Annotated in this window: 19 protein-coding genes; 13 read left to right on the top strand and 6 right to left on the bottom strand. The window is 54.1% G+C overall.

Annotation, left to right across the window (positions count from 1 at the left end; all coding sequences use genetic code 11):
- Positions 1-302 precede the first annotated feature (302 nt).
- The 7 genes from JYE50_RS03150 (at position 303) to JYE50_RS03120 (ending at position 4,309) form a co-directional block, all read left to right on the top strand.
- A complete protein-coding gene (locus JYE50_RS03150) occupies positions 303-662 on the top strand; it encodes a sigma factor-like helix-turn-helix DNA-binding protein (RefSeq protein WP_084094365.1) in 360 nt (119 codons plus the stop codon).
- A 10-nt stretch (positions 663-672) separates the two neighbouring features.
- Positions 673-1,998, top strand: a complete 1,326-nt coding sequence (gene ffh / locus JYE50_RS03145) for a signal recognition particle protein (RefSeq protein WP_084094362.1) — start codon at positions 673-675, stop codon at positions 1,996-1,998.
- A 90-nt stretch (positions 1,999-2,088) separates the two neighbouring features.
- The gene (rpsP, locus tag JYE50_RS03140; RefSeq protein WP_084094360.1) at positions 2,089-2,340 is read left to right on the top strand and encodes a 30S ribosomal protein S16; all 252 of its coding nucleotides are present in this window, start codon (positions 2,089-2,091) and stop codon (positions 2,338-2,340) included.
- A gap of 25 nt (positions 2,341-2,365) precedes the next feature.
- Entirely contained in the window at positions 2,366-2,593 is a 228-nt protein-coding gene (locus JYE50_RS03135; RefSeq protein WP_084094358.1) for a KH domain-containing protein, read from the top strand.
- Between the two features lie 71 nt (positions 2,594-2,664).
- Positions 2,665-3,183: a ribosome maturation factor RimM gene (gene rimM / locus JYE50_RS03130; protein WP_084094356.1), complete on the top strand. Its 519-nt coding sequence runs from the start codon at positions 2,665-2,667 to the stop codon at positions 3,181-3,183.
- Positions 3,180-3,947, top strand: coding sequence for a tRNA (guanosine(37)-N1)-methyltransferase TrmD (gene trmD / locus JYE50_RS03125; protein ID WP_084094354.1), 768 nt, complete (start codon positions 3,180-3,182; stop codon positions 3,945-3,947). The genes rimM and trmD overlap by 4 nt, the downstream gene beginning before the upstream one ends.
- Positions 3,929-4,309 carry a hypothetical protein gene (locus JYE50_RS03120; protein ID WP_084094352.1) on the top strand — a complete coding sequence of 127 codons (381 nt, stop codon included), beginning with the start codon at positions 3,929-3,931 and terminating at the stop codon, positions 4,307-4,309. The genes trmD and JYE50_RS03120 overlap by 19 nt, the downstream gene beginning before the upstream one ends.
- 102 nt (positions 4,310-4,411) lie before the next feature.
- Here JYE50_RS03120 and JYE50_RS03115 read toward each other — a convergent pair whose 3' ends face one another.
- The 4 genes from JYE50_RS03115 to JYE50_RS03100 all read right to left on the bottom strand — a co-directional run bounded on the left by JYE50_RS03115 (position 4,412) and on the right by JYE50_RS03100 (position 8,274).
- Complete coding sequence (locus JYE50_RS03115) at positions 4,412-5,257, bottom strand: carbohydrate ABC transporter permease (RefSeq protein WP_366212092.1); 846 nt, start codon at positions 5,255-5,257, stop codon at positions 4,412-4,414.
- Complete coding sequence (locus tag JYE50_RS03110) at positions 5,250-6,149, bottom strand: carbohydrate ABC transporter permease (protein WP_084094350.1); 900 nt, start codon at positions 6,147-6,149, stop codon at positions 5,250-5,252. Before JYE50_RS03110 ends, JYE50_RS03115 begins: the two co-directional genes overlap by 8 nt.
- A gap of 102 nt (positions 6,150-6,251) precedes the next feature.
- Complete coding sequence (locus JYE50_RS03105) at positions 6,252-7,520, bottom strand: ABC transporter substrate-binding protein (RefSeq protein WP_084094348.1); 1,269 nt, start codon at positions 7,518-7,520, stop codon at positions 6,252-6,254.
- Between the two features lie 214 nt (positions 7,521-7,734).
- A complete protein-coding gene (locus JYE50_RS03100; protein ID WP_143763478.1) occupies positions 7,735-8,274 on the bottom strand; it encodes a DUF6106 family protein in 540 nt (179 codons plus the stop codon).
- A gap of 145 nt (positions 8,275-8,419) precedes the next feature.
- On the opposite strand from JYE50_RS03100, the gene JYE50_RS03095 reads away from it, so the two are divergent.
- The 5 genes from JYE50_RS03095 (at position 8,420) to JYE50_RS03075 (ending at position 13,850) form a co-directional block, all read left to right on the top strand.
- Positions 8,420-8,668, top strand: coding sequence for a barstar family protein (locus tag JYE50_RS03095; protein WP_084094344.1), 249 nt, complete (start codon positions 8,420-8,422; stop codon positions 8,666-8,668).
- A 7-nt stretch (positions 8,669-8,675) separates the two neighbouring features.
- Entirely contained in the window at positions 8,676-9,392 is a 717-nt protein-coding gene (locus JYE50_RS03090; RefSeq protein WP_084094343.1) for an MBL fold metallo-hydrolase, read from the top strand.
- Positions 9,389-11,650, top strand: a complete 2,262-nt coding sequence (locus JYE50_RS03085) for a ComEC/Rec2 family competence protein (RefSeq protein WP_084094341.1) — start codon at positions 9,389-9,391, stop codon at positions 11,648-11,650. The genes JYE50_RS03090 and JYE50_RS03085 overlap by 4 nt, the downstream gene beginning before the upstream one ends.
- A gap of 19 nt (positions 11,651-11,669) precedes the next feature.
- Positions 11,670-12,677, top strand: coding sequence for a DNA polymerase III subunit delta (holA, locus tag JYE50_RS03080; RefSeq protein WP_179138176.1), 1,008 nt, complete (start codon positions 11,670-11,672; stop codon positions 12,675-12,677).
- A gap of 99 nt (positions 12,678-12,776) precedes the next feature.
- Positions 12,777-13,850: a hypothetical protein gene (locus JYE50_RS03075; RefSeq protein WP_084094337.1), complete on the top strand. Its 1,074-nt coding sequence runs from the start codon at positions 12,777-12,779 to the stop codon at positions 13,848-13,850.
- Positions 13,851-13,916: 66 nt separating this feature from the next.
- Here JYE50_RS03075 and JYE50_RS03070 read toward each other — a convergent pair whose 3' ends face one another.
- Positions 13,917-14,561, bottom strand: a complete 645-nt coding sequence (locus tag JYE50_RS03070) for a hypothetical protein (protein WP_179138175.1) — start codon at positions 14,559-14,561, stop codon at positions 13,917-13,919.
- A 196-nt stretch (positions 14,562-14,757) separates the two neighbouring features.
- On the opposite strand from JYE50_RS03070, the gene JYE50_RS03065 reads away from it, so the two are divergent.
- Positions 14,758-15,003 (top strand): hypothetical protein, encoded by a 246-nt coding sequence (locus tag JYE50_RS03065; RefSeq protein ID WP_084094335.1) that lies wholly within the window; start codon positions 14,758-14,760, stop codon positions 15,001-15,003.
- Between the two features lie 52 nt (positions 15,004-15,055).
- Here JYE50_RS03065 and JYE50_RS03060 read toward each other — a convergent pair whose 3' ends face one another.
- Positions 15,056-17,584, bottom strand: coding sequence for a glycogen/starch/alpha-glucan phosphorylase (locus tag JYE50_RS03060; RefSeq protein ID WP_084094333.1), 2,529 nt, complete (start codon positions 17,582-17,584; stop codon positions 15,056-15,058).
- Positions 17,585-17,605 lie beyond the last annotated feature (21 nt).

The following is a 17,605-nucleotide window of genomic DNA, read 5'->3' as shown; positions in this document are numbered from 1 at the left end:
GTCAAAGTGCTGAAGTTTGCTGGGATTCTGACTTTTCTGCGCTGAGACATGCTATTGTATTCAGCCGATATTATTACACATTTGTCTGCACAAATCAATCATTATTCCTTTTTTTCTGTGTTTTGATTCTGTTTTTGCCGTCCAGGCATTGATTTTATTGCTTTTTTCTGTCAGGGCTTTTTGCTTGACACTTTCATTTTTATCCTCTCACTGTGTTGTCAAGGGAAAACCCTTGACATTCTTTTTTGATTGTGTATAATATTGCAGGTGTCAGAAAATGACCCATTGCAAGGAGGCCATGCATGGAACGGGAAGATCTCAGCAAAAAGGTGGATCTGGCGTTCCTTTCCGCCTTTTACGGCGGCCTGCTGACAGAGAAGCAGCGTCGTGTCCTCTCCCTCCACTGTGAGGAGGATCTCTCCCTGGGTGAGATTGCCGACGATGTCGGTATTTCCCGCCAGGCAGTGCATGAAACCCTTACCCGTGCGGCTTCCAGGCTTGAAGAACTGGAATCTGTCCTTGGTGTGGCGGAGCGTTTCCGTAAAATAGACTACGGTCTGGAAAGTGCTCTGGACGCCATGAAACGGAAAGATTACGCCCGTGCGGAATACCTGATTAAAGAAATTCTGTCGATCGAAACGGCTGAGCCGTCCGATCGCTGATGGAGGCACCATGGCATTTGAAGGCTTGAGCGAAAAGCTCCAGGGCGCCCTGCGGAAAATGACCGGCCGCGGCCGGCTGACAGAGCAGGCTGTTAAGGAAGGCATGCGTGAAGTCCGTATGGCCCTGCTGGAGGCTGACGTCAACTACGCTGTCGCGAAGGATTTCATCCGCAAGGTCACAGACCGCTGTGTCGGCGCGGACGTTCTTTCCTCCCTCACCCCCAGCCAGCAGGTTATCCGTATTGTCAATGAAGAGATGACCGAGCTGATGGGCAGCACCAACGCCAAACTGAACTGGTCTTCTTCCGTTCCGACGATCTTTATGCTCTGCGGCCTGCAGGGCGCCGGTAAAACCACCATGTGCGCCAAGCTCGCCGGATACCTGATCAAGCAGGGTAAAAAGCCCATGCTTGCCGCCTGCGATATCTACCGTCCCGCCGCCATTAAACAGCTGCAGGTGGTCGGCCAGCAAGTAAACGTCCCCGTGTTCGAAAAGGGCACCCAGGACCCGGTGAAAACCGCGAAGGAAGCCATTGAGTACGCCCGTTACTATCAGCGGGATGTACTGATCATCGATACAGCCGGCCGCCTGCATATTGATGAAAACCTGATGGATGAGCTGCTTCGGATCCAGAAAGCGGTCTCCCCCACGGAAGTTCTGCTGACGGTTGACGCCATGACCGGTCAGGATGCCGTGAATGTCGCCAAGGCCTTCGATGAAAAGCTCGGCGTCACCGGCGTTATCCTCACAAAGCTGGACGGCGACACCCGCGGCGGCGCGGCGCTGTCCATCAAGGCCGTCACCGGCAAGCCGATCAAATTCAGCGGTATCGGCGAAAAGCTCACCGATATCGAGCCCTTCCATCCGGACCGCATGGCCAGCCGCATCCTCGGCATGGGCGATGTGCTCACCTTGATCGACAAGGCCACGGAAGCCTTCGATGAACAGGATGCCGGAAAATTCGCCCGCAAAGGCCTGAACAACAAGCTCACCCTGGAAGACTTCCTGGACCAGATGCAGAGCATGAAAAAGATGGGCGGCTTGCGCAGCATGATCAGCATGCTTCCCGGCATGAGCGGCAAGGATATCGACGTGGATGACAACGCCATGAAGAAACCCGAAGCCATCATCCGCTCCATGACGCCGAAGGAGCGCAAGGATCCCTCCATCCTGAACGCCAGCCGCCGCAAGCGTATTGCCGCCGGCTCCGGCACCACCGTACAGGATGTGAACACCCTGATCCGCCAGTTTGAGCAGGCACAGCAGATGATGAAGCGCATGATGGGCACCAAAGGGAAAAAGGCCCTGCGCGGCATGCGTTTCCCCGGGATGTAAATCCCGCAGTCAACCTTTGTTTGGACTCATATACCTCGCTATATGATTTCCATATATATTAATTCATTTATTTTTGAGGAGGAAATCCAAATGTCCGTCAAAATTCGTCTGAAGAGAATGGGAATGAAGAAAAAGCCTTTCTATCGCGTGGTTGTTGCTGATATCCGCAGCCCCCGTGACGGCCGCTTCATCGAAGAGATCGGTTACTATGATCCCATGACCAAGCCCGCTGAAATCAAGGTTGACAACGAGCGTGCGAAGTACTGGCTCGGCGTTGGCGCTCAGCCCACCGATACCGTCCGCATTCTGCTGAAGAAGTCCGGCGCGATCGAGGAAAAGTAAGCCTGAGATCAGAAAGGATGTACCCATGCAAGAACTTCTAACCTTTGTGGCACAGTCTCTGGTGGAGCATCCCGATCAGGTCACCGTTACCGAAACCGAAGGACCTGAAGCAGTGATTCTGGAGCTCCATGTGGCTGAAGATGATATGGGCAAGGTTATCGGCAAGCAGGGCCGCATCGCCAAAGCGATCCGCGCAGTGGTGAAGGCCGCCACGCTTAAGAACAGCAAGCCTGTTTTTGTTGAAATTCAATAAACTCACAGCCATGTCCGGCGGGATCCGATCTGCGGATCCCGCCGTGCTTTCACCGGAGGAAAACAGCTTTTATGAATGACTATCTCATGATCGCCACCGTGCTCAAGCCCCAGGGAGTCCGCGGGGAATGCAAGCTCCGTTCCTATGCCGCGGACATCGATCTTTTTCACACCTGGAAAACCCTGTACATCAAAAAAGATGAGACATATACGCCCGTAGCGGTCCAAACTGAGCGGATCCGTGACGGCTTTGTGTACGCCCGTCTGGAAGGCAGCGACAGCGCTGACGCCGCGGAGCGGTTCCGCGGTCAGGACCTGTATGTGGACAGGGCTCATGCCACCCCTGTGGAGGAAGATGCCAACCTGATTGCCGACCTGATCGGATGCGAGGCCCGGGATGAGAACGGCAGTGTTATCGGCACCTTAACGGATGTACTCCAGTATGGCACGGTTGATACCTGGGTTTTCCGGGCCGGTAGAGAATCCCTGATGGCCCCTGCTTTGAAATCTGTTTTCCCGGAAGTGGATACGGAAAAGAAAACGATCCTTGTGATCCGGGACAGGCTTGAGGAGGTGGCAGTCCGGTCATGAGCGAGGCTTTCCGTGTCAATATCCTGACCATCTTCCCGGAAATGTTCGAGAGCTTCTTCTCAGCCAGTATCCTCGGACGTGCCCGGGAGCAGGGACTCATTGATATCCGGACAACGGATATTCGTCCTTTTTCAAACAGCAAGCATCACAACACGGATGACTATCCTTTCGGCGGCGGTGCCGGAATGGTCATGATGGCGCAGCCCATCCTGGATGCCATGAAAGCGGTAACCGCTGAGTATCCTTCCGCAAAAAGGATCTACCTGGGTCCCCGCGGGAAAAAGCTGACCACTTCCCTGGCCCGCGAACTGGCACAGGAAAAGGAACTGATCCTTCTCTGCGGCCACTATGAGGGCGTGGACCAGCGGGCGCTGGATGCCTGCGTGGATGAGGAGATCTCCATCGGTGATTATATCCTGACCGGCGGGGAAACGGCCGCCATGGTCCTGGTGGACTGCGTGGCCCGTTTTATTCCCGGTGTCCTGGGCAGTTCCGACAGCCCGGAAGAGGAATCCTTCTCCGACGGTCTTCTGGAATATCCCCAGTATACCCGTCCCCGGATGCTGGAAGGGATGGAAGTCCCGGAGATACTTCTGAACGGCGATCACGCGAAAATAAAAGCCTGGCGGCGCCGGGAAAGCCTGAAAGCCACCATGAAGCATCGTCCGGACCTGCTTGAAACCGCCCCGCTGGATGAGAAAGACCTGATCATGCTTGATGAAATCCGGAAGGAGATGAACGAACCGTGTTCCTCAGAAAACTGACAGTCCTGCTTGTACCGCTGGGCATGCTGCTCCTGCTGTGCCTGCTGTTTCCGCTTTTCAGCTCCATGGATCCGTTTTTCGGCTCCCTGCTGCTTGGCGCGGTTATGGGCGTGATGCTGGCGCTGCTTCTGCCGCTGGCCGGCGCGACCCGTCTGCGGGAACCCTTTGCCTGGCTTCTGTGGATCCCCGCGGCTGTGATCCTGCTTGTCCTGCTGTACCAGTTCCTGGCTTCCCAGCAGGTGGGTCAGAACCTTCCGGTCCTGCGGCTGCTGGCCACCCGTGACACACGGGTAATCACCGCGGAAAGCGCTTTTGCCGCCTATATGCTCGCCTTTTCCATCCGTACAGGAAAAGGGATCTGATTCCTTTCACCAATTGCTGCTTCGGGGATGCGTGACGCATCTCCTTTTTTGATACAAAAAAAGAAGGCCGAAGCCTTCTTTGTGTTTAAATCAAACCAAAGTCTATTTTACAGAACCCGTGATGCCTTCTGCGAACTGCTTCTGCAGCACAAAGAACACAATAATGGTCGGCAGGGAGCAGAACAGAACGCCCAGCATCAGCATACCATAGTCTACTGCGTATCCGTTCGACATATTGGCGATCAGCATCGGCATGGTCTGGACCGCGTTCCCTTTCATAACTGTCCTGGGCCACATATAGGCATTCCAGCTGTTCATGAATATGATAACCGCGGATGCCGCGTAGGTAGCCTTCATCATCGGAATATACATCCGGAAGAAGATCCCGATCTCGCTCAACCCGTCAATCCGGGCCGCCTCCATGGTGTCCATGGGGAAATTCCGTGAATTCTGCCGGAACATCATGATCATGAACGGGGTAGCCAGTCCGGGGATGATAAACGCGAGTACGCTGTTCAGCAGCTTCATTTGGGAGATCATGGTGAACAGCGGAATCAGCGTGGCTACCTGGGGAACCATCATAGCCAGTAGCAGGATGGCAAACAGCCGGTCCTTTCCCCTGTCGTGATACAATTCAAAACCGTATCCAGCCAGGGAGCAGATCAGCAGTGTCGCCAGTGTCTGGACAATCGCGTAGAAGAAGGAATTCCCCATCGCCTGCCACAGGTTCTGCTGGTCAATCAGGTTCTTGTAGTTCTCCGCCAGGTAATTGCCGAACCAGACTTTACCCTGTGCCACTTCCAGAGATGTGTTCGTCGCGGCGGTAAACATCCAGTACAGCGGGAACACGGACAGGATCGACATGATCGTCAGGAAGATATAGCTTGGGATCAGCTTGCGCTGAATATGGGAAACCGCCGGTTTCCGGATCGTTGCAGCCTTAATCACGTGTATCACCTACCTTCAGGTTGATAAACGCCAGAATGGCTACCAGGATGAACACGATGAAGGACAGGGCCGACGCGTATCCGAAGTTGGCAACCCCCTGCCCCAGCGCGTTGTTGTAGATATAATGGGACATCGTGATCGTCGAGTTTGCCGGTCCGCCGTTGGTCAGGTTTACAGACTCATCAAACAGCTGGAGTGTACCGTTGATGGACATGATGCCCGTCATGACGATCACAGGCCGAAGCAGCGGTACCGTGATATGCCAGAAGGTTTTCCAGCCGCTCGCGCCGTCAATGTTCGCCGCCTCATACACTGAATACTCTATGTTCTGCAGGCCGGCCAGGAAGAAAACCATATTATAGCCGGTCCACCGCCAGAGCAGCGCGATAATGATAACAGCCTTTGCGGTTCCGGACTGCCCCAGCCAGTTGATGTTCTCACTGATGATGCCGATTCCCTTCAGGAAGGAATTGACCAGTCCTTCCGTGGCAAACAGGGTTTTGAAGATCAGGGAGTAGGAAACCAGCGCCGTTGCGCAGGGCAGGAAAATCAGCGTCCGGAAAAGGCCGCGGAATTTCAGGTCTTTGTTGTTCAGCAGCTGTGCCAGCAGGATTGCCAGCACCAGCATGATCGGTACCTGGATCAGCAGGTACAGGAAGGTGTTTCCCATAGAGGTCAGGAACACCTTGTCGTTCACCATCCGGGTATAGTTTTTGAACAGCGGCTCCGCCCATTTCAGTTTGGCGGCCGGACCGGTCTGCAGGGAAGTGATGAACGCCCTCACCATGGGATAGAAGCTCATGACAAAGATCAGGATGCTGGCCGGGGCAAGGAATCCCCATCCGGCCGCTTTCTGCTTTGCCAGAAGGCCGAAGCCTTTTTTCTTTTTCATCGGGGCTTTTCCTCCCGTTGCTGTATTCAATGAAGAATCAGGGAACCGGAATACTCCGGTTCCCTGCCGGTTTTTCTGAGAGCTCAGAAAGGAATGATGGAATTAATAACCCATACCTTCCATGTAGAACTCAGTGGCGGTCTGCGCTTCCTCGAGGGCCGCGTCAATATCCGCGCCGTCCTTGATCTGCTGCATGGCTACGCCCAGGTATCCGCGCAGCACGTAATGGAAGGGGCTTTCTTCAACCGGGATGATCTTGGCGCCCATCTCGGTAATATCCTTATAGACAGGCTGGTTGTTGAAGAAAGGTACGCCTTCGCCGTACACGTCAGACTGGCCCGCGCTGATGCAGCAGGTAACCACGCCGCCGGTACGCAGCGCGTTGTCATAGGTTTCCTTGGATCCGCCGAAGGTGTAGGCCAGGAACTTCTTTGCCAGGTCAACATTCTTGCAGTTGCCGGTGATATACAGGGAGGATCCGCCGTTGGTGGCATATCCTTCGCCGCCGTCCAGTGTCGGCATGGTCGTGATCTGCCACTTTCCGGCATTATCCGCGACCTGCGTCATGGTGGGGATGATCCAGTTGCCGTTCAGCACGCCGGCCACCTGGTCCTGCATGATGGTCTCATTGGTATAGCCGGTCCAGTCGTTGGACAGGATCAGCACATGTTCCTTTTCCATTTCGATCAGCAGTTCCACAACCCTGCGCAGCTTCTCATTGCCGACGATGAAGGGCTTGCCGTCCTTCCAGAGGCTGACGCCTTCTGCCTGCAGCATCATGTAAGGCAGGTCATTGCCGCTGCCGTCCATGGAAAGCAGGGCCTTGCCGGTCTTTTCGTACACGGCCTTGCCCACTTCCAGGAATTTCTCCCAGGTGATTCCCTTCATGTCGTCGATGGTGTATCCGGCCTGTTCCAGCAGGTCCACACGATATGCCATGATGGCGGTGCCGTTGTCCACAGGTGCGCCGTAATGAACACCGTCAATGGTGGAATAGCTCTGCTTGACAGCGGTAATGTCATCCCAGTTGATATCGGCGCCTTCCAGACTGACCCAGGCATCAGGATAGTTTTCAACGAAGTTCTTGATGTAGCGGTCCTGGAAAAGCACGATATCGCTCAGCAGGCTGTAGTCACCGGAGGAGCCGGCGTTGGTGATATCATTCTCCACGTCGCTGGAGCCGCTCACAATGTTGATCTCCAGTTCAAAATCAGGATCCACATTGGCTTTGTAATCGTCCGCGGCTGCCTGCAACGCGTTTCCGTTGAAATTCGCGTCCCAGGCGGTAACAGTCAGTTTCTCCGCAAAAGCTGAAGCGATGCCAAGCATCAGGCACATTGCGATAAAAAGGGCAACGATTTTCTTGGTCATAGGATATCAGTCTCCTTTCAATTTATTTCTTCAGCCGTCTTTAAGGCTGTTGAAATCACGTTCATTTGATTGAAATACAGAAAAAATACAATCTCTTCTGACCGTATTGTAGCAGATGGTTTGTCCGGCTGTCAACGGACAAATGTTTGAATATTATGCACATTTTGGTAGATTATTTTCCGGATGTTCTATGTTTTCAGTACTGTTCTCTCAGTTATTGCGTATCGCTGATCCGGACCGTTTCCCGGTTTCTCCTCCTGAGGAGCCGGATGGCCTCAGGAGTCAGGTCCATCAGCAGCTTCAGCATCCGGGGTTCATCCCTGACGATAACGGTATAATACGGCACATCCTCCCGGTAGGAGGTATAATCTTCCTTTTTCACGCGGACCGCCCCGCCTTTTCTGTAAGGCGCTGCCTCATCCGAATCCGGCCTGCAGACAAGCACTATGCTGCCGTATGGTATTTCGTAGAGGAGATTTCGGCCGTGATCACTGACCCGTTCGATCTTCAGGCTTTCCTCGTCCAGAGTATATTCATATTCCCGTTTTGACGCATGCCTGTACCAGTAATAGCATAGTGCTGTGAGAAAGCAGGGCAGCATGAACGCCGTGGAAAACAGGATGCCCTGCAGGAGAAAAAGAACCCCGAGAACAGCCATCAGACGCAGCAGGAACACGTCCGATCTGCGCGGCTTCCGGGATACAGAGATGACAAGCTCTTCCATGGCACTTATTCCCTTCTTTCTTGCTGGCATCAGTATATCGTCCCTCGGAACGCCCCGTCAAGAAACGATATCGTTCACATATGGAAGATTTCTCTGTTGTGGGCTGATGCCGCGCTATGTTATAATTCTTTTGTTGTCATAACAGTTATATTTTGCTGTATTCGGAGGCCTGTTTATGCAGACGATAATGATCGACGGTTCCCGGTACGACAGTCCCCGGGAGCTTCATCTTGCCCTGAAGCAGATGCTGTCCCTTCCTTCTTATTACGGAATGAACGCGGATGCCCTGAATGACTGCCTGTCCGAACGGACACAGCCGGTCAACCTCTGGGTCTTTGATCCCGGTTCCGGTGATGTCGCTTCAGCCGTTTCGGTGATCTGTGAGGTCTTCCGGGATAACGGCGGAAACGTAAAGGAGCTGTGATCCGGGTATGGAACTGCATCTGCTTGGCATTAACGGTCCTTTTCCCCAAAGCTGCGGAGCAACCTCCGGTTATCTGCTGGAGGCGGGAGACAGCCTCTTTCAGTTTGATCTGGGAAGCGGTGTGCTTGGTTTGCTGACATCCCTTACAGCGCCGGAAACACTTTCGGCGTTGTTTGTCAGTCACTGGCATTATGACCATACGGCGGATATCCCGGTACTGATGTACCGGCTTCAGGCATACGGTCAGGTACTGCCTGTTTACGGACCGGAAGATCCTTCTTCTCCGGTCTTTCAGCTTGTGTCCTCTGTTCCCTGCTTTGCCTTTACAAAAGTATCCGCGGGACAGGTTCTGAATGTGAACGGGACTGAAGTCAGGGTCAACGCTGCCAGGCATCCTGTCCCTTCTGTAGGCTACTGCCTGTCCTGTGACGGGAAAACCTTCGGCTATACCGGAGATACCAATACCCTGTCCTCCCTTGCGGATGACTACCGCGGCTGCAGTCTGCTCCTGGCGGACGGATTATTCCCTTCTGACAGCTGGTCAGATCAGAAACCCCATCTTTCCGCGGAGCTTGCCGCGCGTCTCGCGCAGGAAGCCGGGGCGGATGATCTCATCATCACCCATCTCAATCCCCTGTATCCCCGCCGGATCCTGCTGGAGGAAGCCCGTTCTGTTTTCCCCCGCGCAAAACTGGCTGAAGCCGGCGCTGTCATCAGTCTGTGAATAAGCTGCAGCGGGGCTGGCTGCTCCCGCCCGCGGCAATAGCCCTTGTCGCGGGTGTATTCATCGGCAGAGGAACAGACGGCCTGGTTCTTCCTGTACTTGCCTGTATCCTGGCGCTTTCCGCCGTCCTCCTGCTGAAGGAATGGCAGCGTTTTTCCGCCTGTATTGCCTTTTCCCTTGCCCTGGGCGTCTGTGCCGGCTGTATCGCGTTTCATCCCGGCCTGCCGCCGGAAGCAGACTATACCGTCCGCGGGATTATATCGGACGAAATCACTTACGGATCTTTCGGCCAGCACAGGGTATACCTGTCTGACGTCACCCTGGATGACCGGCCTCTATCCGGCGGGCTTTACTGGACTTTTTATGCTGATGAACAGCAGACCTCGCTGGTTCCGGGCAAAGAAGTCCATTTCCGTGCTTCTCTGTATCATCCCCGGGGGGCGGATAATCCGGACGGATATGATTTCCGGGAAGCCCTGCTCCAGCGAGGCATCACGGTGTGCGTATACGGCTGCGATAACCTGTCCGTTCAGGATCCGGATTCCTTTTCTTTTGCGGGTTCTGTCGCTGCGCTTCGCCACCGGCTTTCATGCGCCTTCATCAGTCATCTCGGTGTGGAGACAGGCGGTTATGCGTCCGCGATGCTGCTGGGAATGCGTTCCCTGATCCCCTCAGAAGACCGTCAGGCTTTTTCCCGGCTTGGCATTGCCCACATTCTTTCTGTAAGCGGCTTTCATGTGGGCATCCTGATCGGCGCGATGGCATTGCTGTTCCGCCTGCTGAGACTGCGGCAGGGACTTCGGCTGTGCCTTTATGCGGCAGTGCTTGGCTTTTACGCGGCGCTATGCGGTATGAACCAGCCTGTGATCCGTGCCTCCCTGCTTCTCCTTCTGAATCAGGAAGGCCGTATTCTGAACCGGCCCCGTTCAGGACTGCATCTGCTCAGTGCGGCGCTTTTCATTATGACGCTTTTCTCACCGGTCCAGGTTACTTCGGTTTCCTTCCAGCTGACCTTCGGCGCCATGTTCGGCCTTGTCTGGTTTTCACCGATCGCCGCCCGCTGCAGGTCCCTTCGAAGCCGTTTCCTGCGTTATATCCTGGAATCGCTGGTCCTGACCTTTGGCATACAGCTTGGTATGCTGCTTCCGGAGCTTGCTTCTTTCCAGCGGCTTCCGCTCCTGGTCTTCCTGATCAACCTGCCGGCTATGCTGATCTCGGGAATACTGATTACCCTTTTCTGGCTGACGCTTCTTTTCCTCCCGGTACCGTTTCTTTCCGGCCTGCTTTCCGGTCCGGTATCCGCCGTCACCGGCCTGCTTCTTTCCGGAATACGCCGTCTCGGCTCCCTTCCGGGGCTTACAGTATGGATTCATACTCCGAATGTCCTGACAGGAGCCGCTCTTGTGCTTCTCTTTCTCGGCTTCTGCTGGTTTATCCGATTGCACCGCGGGGTACGCGCCGTACTGCTGTCCCTCGGTGCGGCTGCGCTGGTTGTCTCCCTGCTTCCTGTTTCCCATAACGTAACGGAATATATACAGCTCAGCGCCGGAAACGCTGACGCGGCGGTGCTTTGGGACAACGATAAAGTTTATGTCATGGACACCGGGGAGGATAACAGTATTCTCAGCGGCTTCCTGCGCTCCCGGCGTCTGACCCCGGATGCTGTTATCCTGACACACCTGCACACAGATCATGCGGGTGGCCTTCATTCCCTGATTCAGGATGAGATTCCCATCCGGCTTATCCTTCTTCCTGCCGGAGCTCTGGAACAGGATATTCATCCTGATATGGCTGCGCTGCTTCAGGAGCTGCAGATGAAGGGCACGGAGATACGGGAACTTTCCCGCGGGGATGTTCTTCAGCTGCCTTCCGGCACACTGACTGTGCTCTGGCCTGAAAAAGGAAAAACACGTCCCGGCCAGGATGCCAACAACTATTCCCTGGTATCCCGCCTGACGCTGAACGGAACAGTACTTCTGCAGACAGGGGATCTTTCCGGTATTTATGAAATCTATTGTGCCGCTCCGACCGATATCCTGAAAGCAGCCCACCACGGTTCCGCTTCCTCCACAGGGCCTGCTTTTCTTTCCTCAGTATCGCCGGATGCCATACTGCTCACCTGCAGGTCAGTTTCCCGACTGGATGATTTCCGTTCCCGTACCGGCGGTATTCCGGTTTATGGCTCAGCCGAATGCGGTGCTGTCACCGTTCATTTTGAGCAAGATTCATATACGGTTACCCCGTATCTTGTACCCTGATCGCTTCGGAGGTTTTTTCATGGATCGTAAGGATTTTACCCGTGCCCTTTCCCAGCATTCCCTGCCGCAGGTGCTGCTGTTCGAGGGAGATGAGGAACACCTGAAACAGGATGCGCTTGCGGAACTGCGCCGTGCAGTTCTTCCGGAAGGTATGGAAACACTGAATGAAACCGTCCTGTCTGATCCCTCCGTTGACCAGCTCATAGCTGATACGGAAACCCAGCCTTTTATGGCCGACAAACGCCTGGTCATCGTCCGTGACTTTCCTGCCCTGCTGGGGCGGGCTGAAGCGGATGAACGCCTGATCAGCTATCTCCCCTCTGTACCGGAAACCGCCATTCTCCTTTTTTACTGCACCGGAAAGCCGGATGGGCGTAAAAAACTCTACAGCGCGATTAAAAAGCATGGGGGAATCATCACTTTTGCCTCGCTGCGCGGTGCGGAACTGACCCGTTTTGTCACAGATACCTTTAAGCAGGATGGCAAGGAATGTGATGACCGTACAGCTGAATACCTGATCTTTACCGTCGGCTCCGACACCGGCCTGCTGGTTTCTGAAATCCATAAGATCTCTTCATACGCGGAAGGCCGTTCTTCCGTGCTTGCGGATGATATTTCGCTTCTGGCGACGCCTTCCACGGAGTGCACCGTTTTCCAGATGGTGGACGCCGTGGTTACGGGACAGCGCACTCGTGCGTTCACGCTCCTGCGCAACCTGCTGCTCTCCGGCACGGACCGCATGGCCATTCTCGCCATGCTGCTCCGTCAGTACAGGCTTTTGCAGCATATCAAGATCATGCAGTATGAAAAGAAAGGCGGCGATTATATCCGGAATGCGCTCGGTGTCCCTCCTTTCGCGGTGGATCAGTATCTGCGCCAGGCTTCTTCCTATACCGGCGGTCTTGTGAAAAAGGCCGTCCAGATCTGTTTTGACACCGAATACGCCGTCAAATCAGGCAGAATTCTGCCCGACGGTGCGCTGGAAACGGTTGTCATCCGTCTTCTGAATCTGCGCACACAGGATTAAAAAACAGGATATGCCGGAAAACCCGCGAAAATATTGCTATTTTTGTTATCATATGTTAATATATATGTAATATTTTGATCGATACGGGAGGCATCCTTCATGAAGAAGATTATCAGCCTGGTTCTGGCGTTCTGCCTTGTGTTTGCTTTTGCGTCGGAAGCATTCGCCGCCGGCAAACCTACCATTACAAAACAGCCTGAAACCTCCACAACATCCAAAAAGGGAGCTGTCAGCTTCTCCATTTCGGTGAAGGGTACTGTTGATTCCTATACATGGTATTTCATCAATCCCGAGAATGGTGAAAAAGTCAGCGGCAAAAAGCTTTCCACTGTTTTCAAGGATGTCAAGGTAAAGAGCCCGAACAGCAAAACGATCTCCCTGACCCATGTGCCGGACGCCATGCATGGATGGTCTGTTTACTGCCATGTGAACGGCAACGGCTATAAAGTGGATTCTGATACCGTTATGCTGCTTGTTTACGGCATGGAGCCTCCCGCCGGCGCAGCCGCGTCGAACACGACCGAAACACCCGCGGATAATCCCGCTCCTGCTCCTGAAGCGGCACCTGATACCGCGAACACCGCCAGCGCTCAGCCGGCGGATGATGGCCAGCAGGCTGCTCCGGCTGACGGATCTGATGAAGACATGCCCGAACTGGAGCTGAAAACCATCACCGTCTCCGCTTCCGCAAAGGTCCTGCTGAAGCTGGACTCGGTCGGAAATGTAGTGGAAGGCGATCCTGCATCTAAGCTCGTATTCGACAATACCGGCTCCTTCCTGGTCAGGTCTGAAAACCCCATCAAGAGCTGGACCGTAAACGGTATCCGTTTTGAGCCTGCCTCTCCGGTTAATGAATTTAAAGTGATGAACATCACTGATGATGTGGCGCTGGACGTTAAGATCGTGCGCCAGACCGCGGCTTCCGCGGAAGTGGATGAAAGCAACATGTGCAAGGTCACCTGCACAGGATGCACCTTCACCTACCACAGCGGCAAGCTTCGTTCTGTCACGGAAGGCGAAGTGCCTGCCGGCGCGCCGATCAAGGTTATCGCGGACAGTTCCGCCCTGGCGGCTGATGGCTACAGCATCAACGGCGGGGAAAAGGAATACGCCGGTAAAGCCTCCTTCCAGCTGACCATCACCGAAGACACCACTATCGTGGTCGGAAAATAAAAAGAGCAGCACAAATAAAGCGGGTGCAGTCATTTGAACTGCACCCGCTTTTCTGTGTAATGTTTTTTACTTCTTTCCGCCGATCAGTCCGCCGAGCAGGTTGCCCAGGGCTCCGCCGATCCCGTCGGCACTGGATTCCAGTCCGCCGCCGACAGTATCCAGCAGTTTGATAGCCGAGTCAGCGTACTCCCCTTTCAGTACCTTCAGGGAGATCTTCTTCAGGTCGCCGGAAGCGCCGCGGTATGCCTCAATCAGTTTCTTCTCAGCAGCCGTAACCTTCATGCTTGTATTCGCGCTTGCGGGAACAGCAGGCTTTTTGGCTGCTGCGGGTTTCTTGGCGGTTGTGGTCTTTTTCGCAGCGGTTGTCGTTTTCTTTGCTGCTGTTGTGGTTTTCTTTGCTGCTGTGGTTTTCTTTGCAGCGGTTGTTGTCTTCTTTGCCGCCGTTGCGGTTGTCTTCTTGGCGGCGGTTGTCGTCTTCTTCGCCGCTGCCGCGGTAGTCTTCTTGGCGGCAGTTGTCGTCTTCTTCGCTGCGGTCGCAGTTGTCTTCTTGGAGGCAGCAGTGGTCTTCTTGGCAGCGGTTGTCGCTGTCTTCTTCGCCGCGGTGGTGGTCTTCTTTGCGGCAGCAGCAGTCTTCTTTACGGTTGTTGCGGCCTTTTTGGCAGCAGTCGTTGTCTTCTTGGCGGTGGTTGCGGTCTTCTTTGCTGTAGGCATAGTCAGAACCTCCTGTAAGTATTTTACTGTTTTGTTATATTGATTGTAACGCAACCGGGGGCTGTCTTCAAGCTTTTTCTCTTTTTTCGGTTTTTTCCTGTCTCAATATTGCCATACAACTTGGATAGGATTATAATACTGTTATCAGATTCGGATGTGTGGTCATCCGTAAAACTTTATATTAGGAGGAATTGCCATGGATATTCAGAAGATTATATCCGACCTTGTATCAAAGCTGACCGGTAACAAGGACCTGATCGCCAAGTTCACCGCTGACCCGCTGAAAGCGATCAAGGACCTGCTTGGTATCGATCTGGATCCCAGCCAGCTGGGTGATGTTGTCAAAGGCGTCACCGGACAGCTTGGCGATATTACGGGAGATGCCGCAAAACAGGCTGGCGGAATCCTCAGCAAGCTCAAGAGCATTTTCGGCCGTAAATAATACATTGTTTAAAGCAAAAGGCACAGTCCGTACAGGACTGTGCCTTTGTTTGTTATTTCCCGGATTTCAGTCTGACAGGCTTCGCCTTTTCCTTTTTCGGGGCATCCGCGGCTTCCTTCTGCGGTTCCGGTTTCCGGAGCGGTTCCAGGTGCCAGATCTGGTCGTTGTATTCGTGGATCGTCCGGTCAGATGAGAAGACACCGGACATGGCCGTGTTGGTGACAGCCATCTTCAGCCACTTGTCCCGGTTGGCATAATCATTGTTCAGCCTTCTCTGGGCCATGCTGTAGGATCCGAAATCTTTCAGCACGAAGTAGCTGTCGCCCATGGATCCCCAGCTGCCAAGCAGCAGACTGTGATACAGGTCCTGGAGAGCGGCGGGATTGTTGGGCATCAGGGTACCGTCGATCATCTGTGTCATCGCCAGGCGGATTTCCTGGTTCGTTTCAAAGATGTTCATCGGGTTATAGTTGTTCTCACGGTACATATCACGGACAGTATCCGCACGCATGCCGAAGATGTAGATATTGTCCATCCCCACCTGTTCGCTGATTTCCACATTGGCTCCGTCCAGTGTTCCGATGGTGACGGCACCGTTCATCATAAACTTCATGTTGCCCGTTCCGCTGGCTTCCTTGCTGGCGGTGGACAGCTGCTCGGACACTTCGGCGGCCGGGATCAGCACTTCCGCGCTGCTCACGTCGTAGTTTTCAAGGAATACGACCTTCAGCATTTTTCTCGCGCGGGGATGTTTATCAATCAGTTCGCTCAGCGCGCAGATCATCCTGATGATCTGCTTGGCGCGGTAATACCCGGGGCTTGCCTTGGCGCCGAAGATAAACACCCGCGGCTCCATGGTGAAATGCTCGTCATTCACAATGCGGTTATACAGCACAAGGATATGCAGGGCATTCAGCATCTGCCTCTTGTATTCGTGCAGCCGTTTGGCCTGGACGTCATAGATGAAGGACGGATCGATCACAGCTCCCTGCCGTTCCTTCAGCATTTCAGCCAGCCGTTCCTTGTTATGCTGTTTGATCTTCCCGAACTTCTCGCGGAAAGCGGCGTCATCTGCAAAGGGGCGAAGCTCGCTCAGGCGCTGGGGCTCCTTGATCCAGCCTGTTCCGATGGATTCGCAGATCAGGTCCGTCAGTTCCGGATTGCAGCTCATCAGCCAGCGGCGGTGTGTAATGCCGTTGGTAATGGCGGAGAATTTCTCCGGCATCACCAGGTTGAAATCATGGAAGGTTTCTTCCTTCAGGATTTCGCCGTGCAGCTTGCTGACACCGTTCACCGAATAGCTCATCGCCACGCACATATTGGCCATATGGACATTGTCATAGCTGATGATAGCCATCCGGGCGATCCTGTCCCAGTCTCCCGGGAAACAGTTCCACAGCCGCTCGCAAAGGCGGCGGTTCATCTCGCAGATGATCTGGTAGCATCGGGGAAGCAGCTGCTGTACCATGCCTACCGGCCATTTTTCAAGAGCTTCGGCAAGAATGGTGTGGTTTGTATAGGCGATGGTCTTCTGCACAATGGCGGAAGCTTCATCCCAGCCAAGGCCTTCCTCATCAATCAGCAGGCGCATCAGTTCGGGAATCGCCATGCCGGGATGGGTATCATTGATATGGATAACCACCTTTTCCGGCAGTTTGCTCATGTCATTACCGAAGCGCTTCTTGTAGTCCTTCAGGATATACTGCAGGGAAGCGCTTGTGAAGAAGTAATGCTGTTTCAGGCGCAGCATCTTGCCTTCGTAGTGCCTGTCTTCCGGATACAGCACCTTACTGATGGCTTCAGCCAGCTCGATCTCTTCAGAAGCCTGGGCGTATCTTCCCTCTCCGAAACGGTTAAGATCCAGCTTCTTCGGGCTCCTGGCAGACCACATCCGCAGCGGGTTCACGATCGTGGCATCATAGCCGACTACCGGCATATCATACGGTACAGCTTCGACCGTATAGTAATCACGGGTGACAAACTTCTGACGTCCGTTGATTTCAATTTCATCCACATGGCCGCCGAAATGCACCTCACAGGCGTCTTCCATCATGGCGGTCTCCCAGACGTTGCCGTTGTCCAGCCAGCTGTCCGGCATTTCAACCTGCTGTCCGTCAACGATCTTCTGGCGGAACAGGCCGTATTCATAACGGATGGTACAGCCCATGGCCGGCAGGTCCAGGCAGCTCAGGCTGTCCAGGAAGCACGCCGCAAGACGGCCAAGGCCGCCGTTGCCCAGACCGGGTTCCGGCTCTTCTTTCAGCACATCCTTGATATCGATTCCCAGTTCTTCCAGTGCTTCGGTATATTCTTTGGTGGAGAGCAGGTTCAGCATATTGCAGTACATGCTGCGCCCCATCAGGAATTCCACGCTCAGGTAATACAGGCTCTTGCCCTTTTGCTTCTTCCACACTTCACGGCTCTCGATCATTTTGTGCATGATCTGGTCGCGGACAGTGGAAGCCACAGCCTTGTAGATCTGATGGGGAGATGCCTCCTCAATTGTCAGGCCGTTATACCGCTGAACTTTTCCGACAATGGTATTCTTGATCGATTCCTTGTCAAATTTCGTAGCAGGCATGTTGTCCCTCCTGATCCTTTC

Source organism: Aristaeella lactis, assembly GCF_018118585.1.
Classification (GTDB): domain Bacteria; phylum Bacillota; class Clostridia; order Christensenellales; family Aristaeellaceae; genus Aristaeella; species Aristaeella lactis.
The sequence above is the reverse complement of the archived record's forward strand: the minus strand, read 5'-3'. Positions and strand labels throughout refer to the sequence as shown.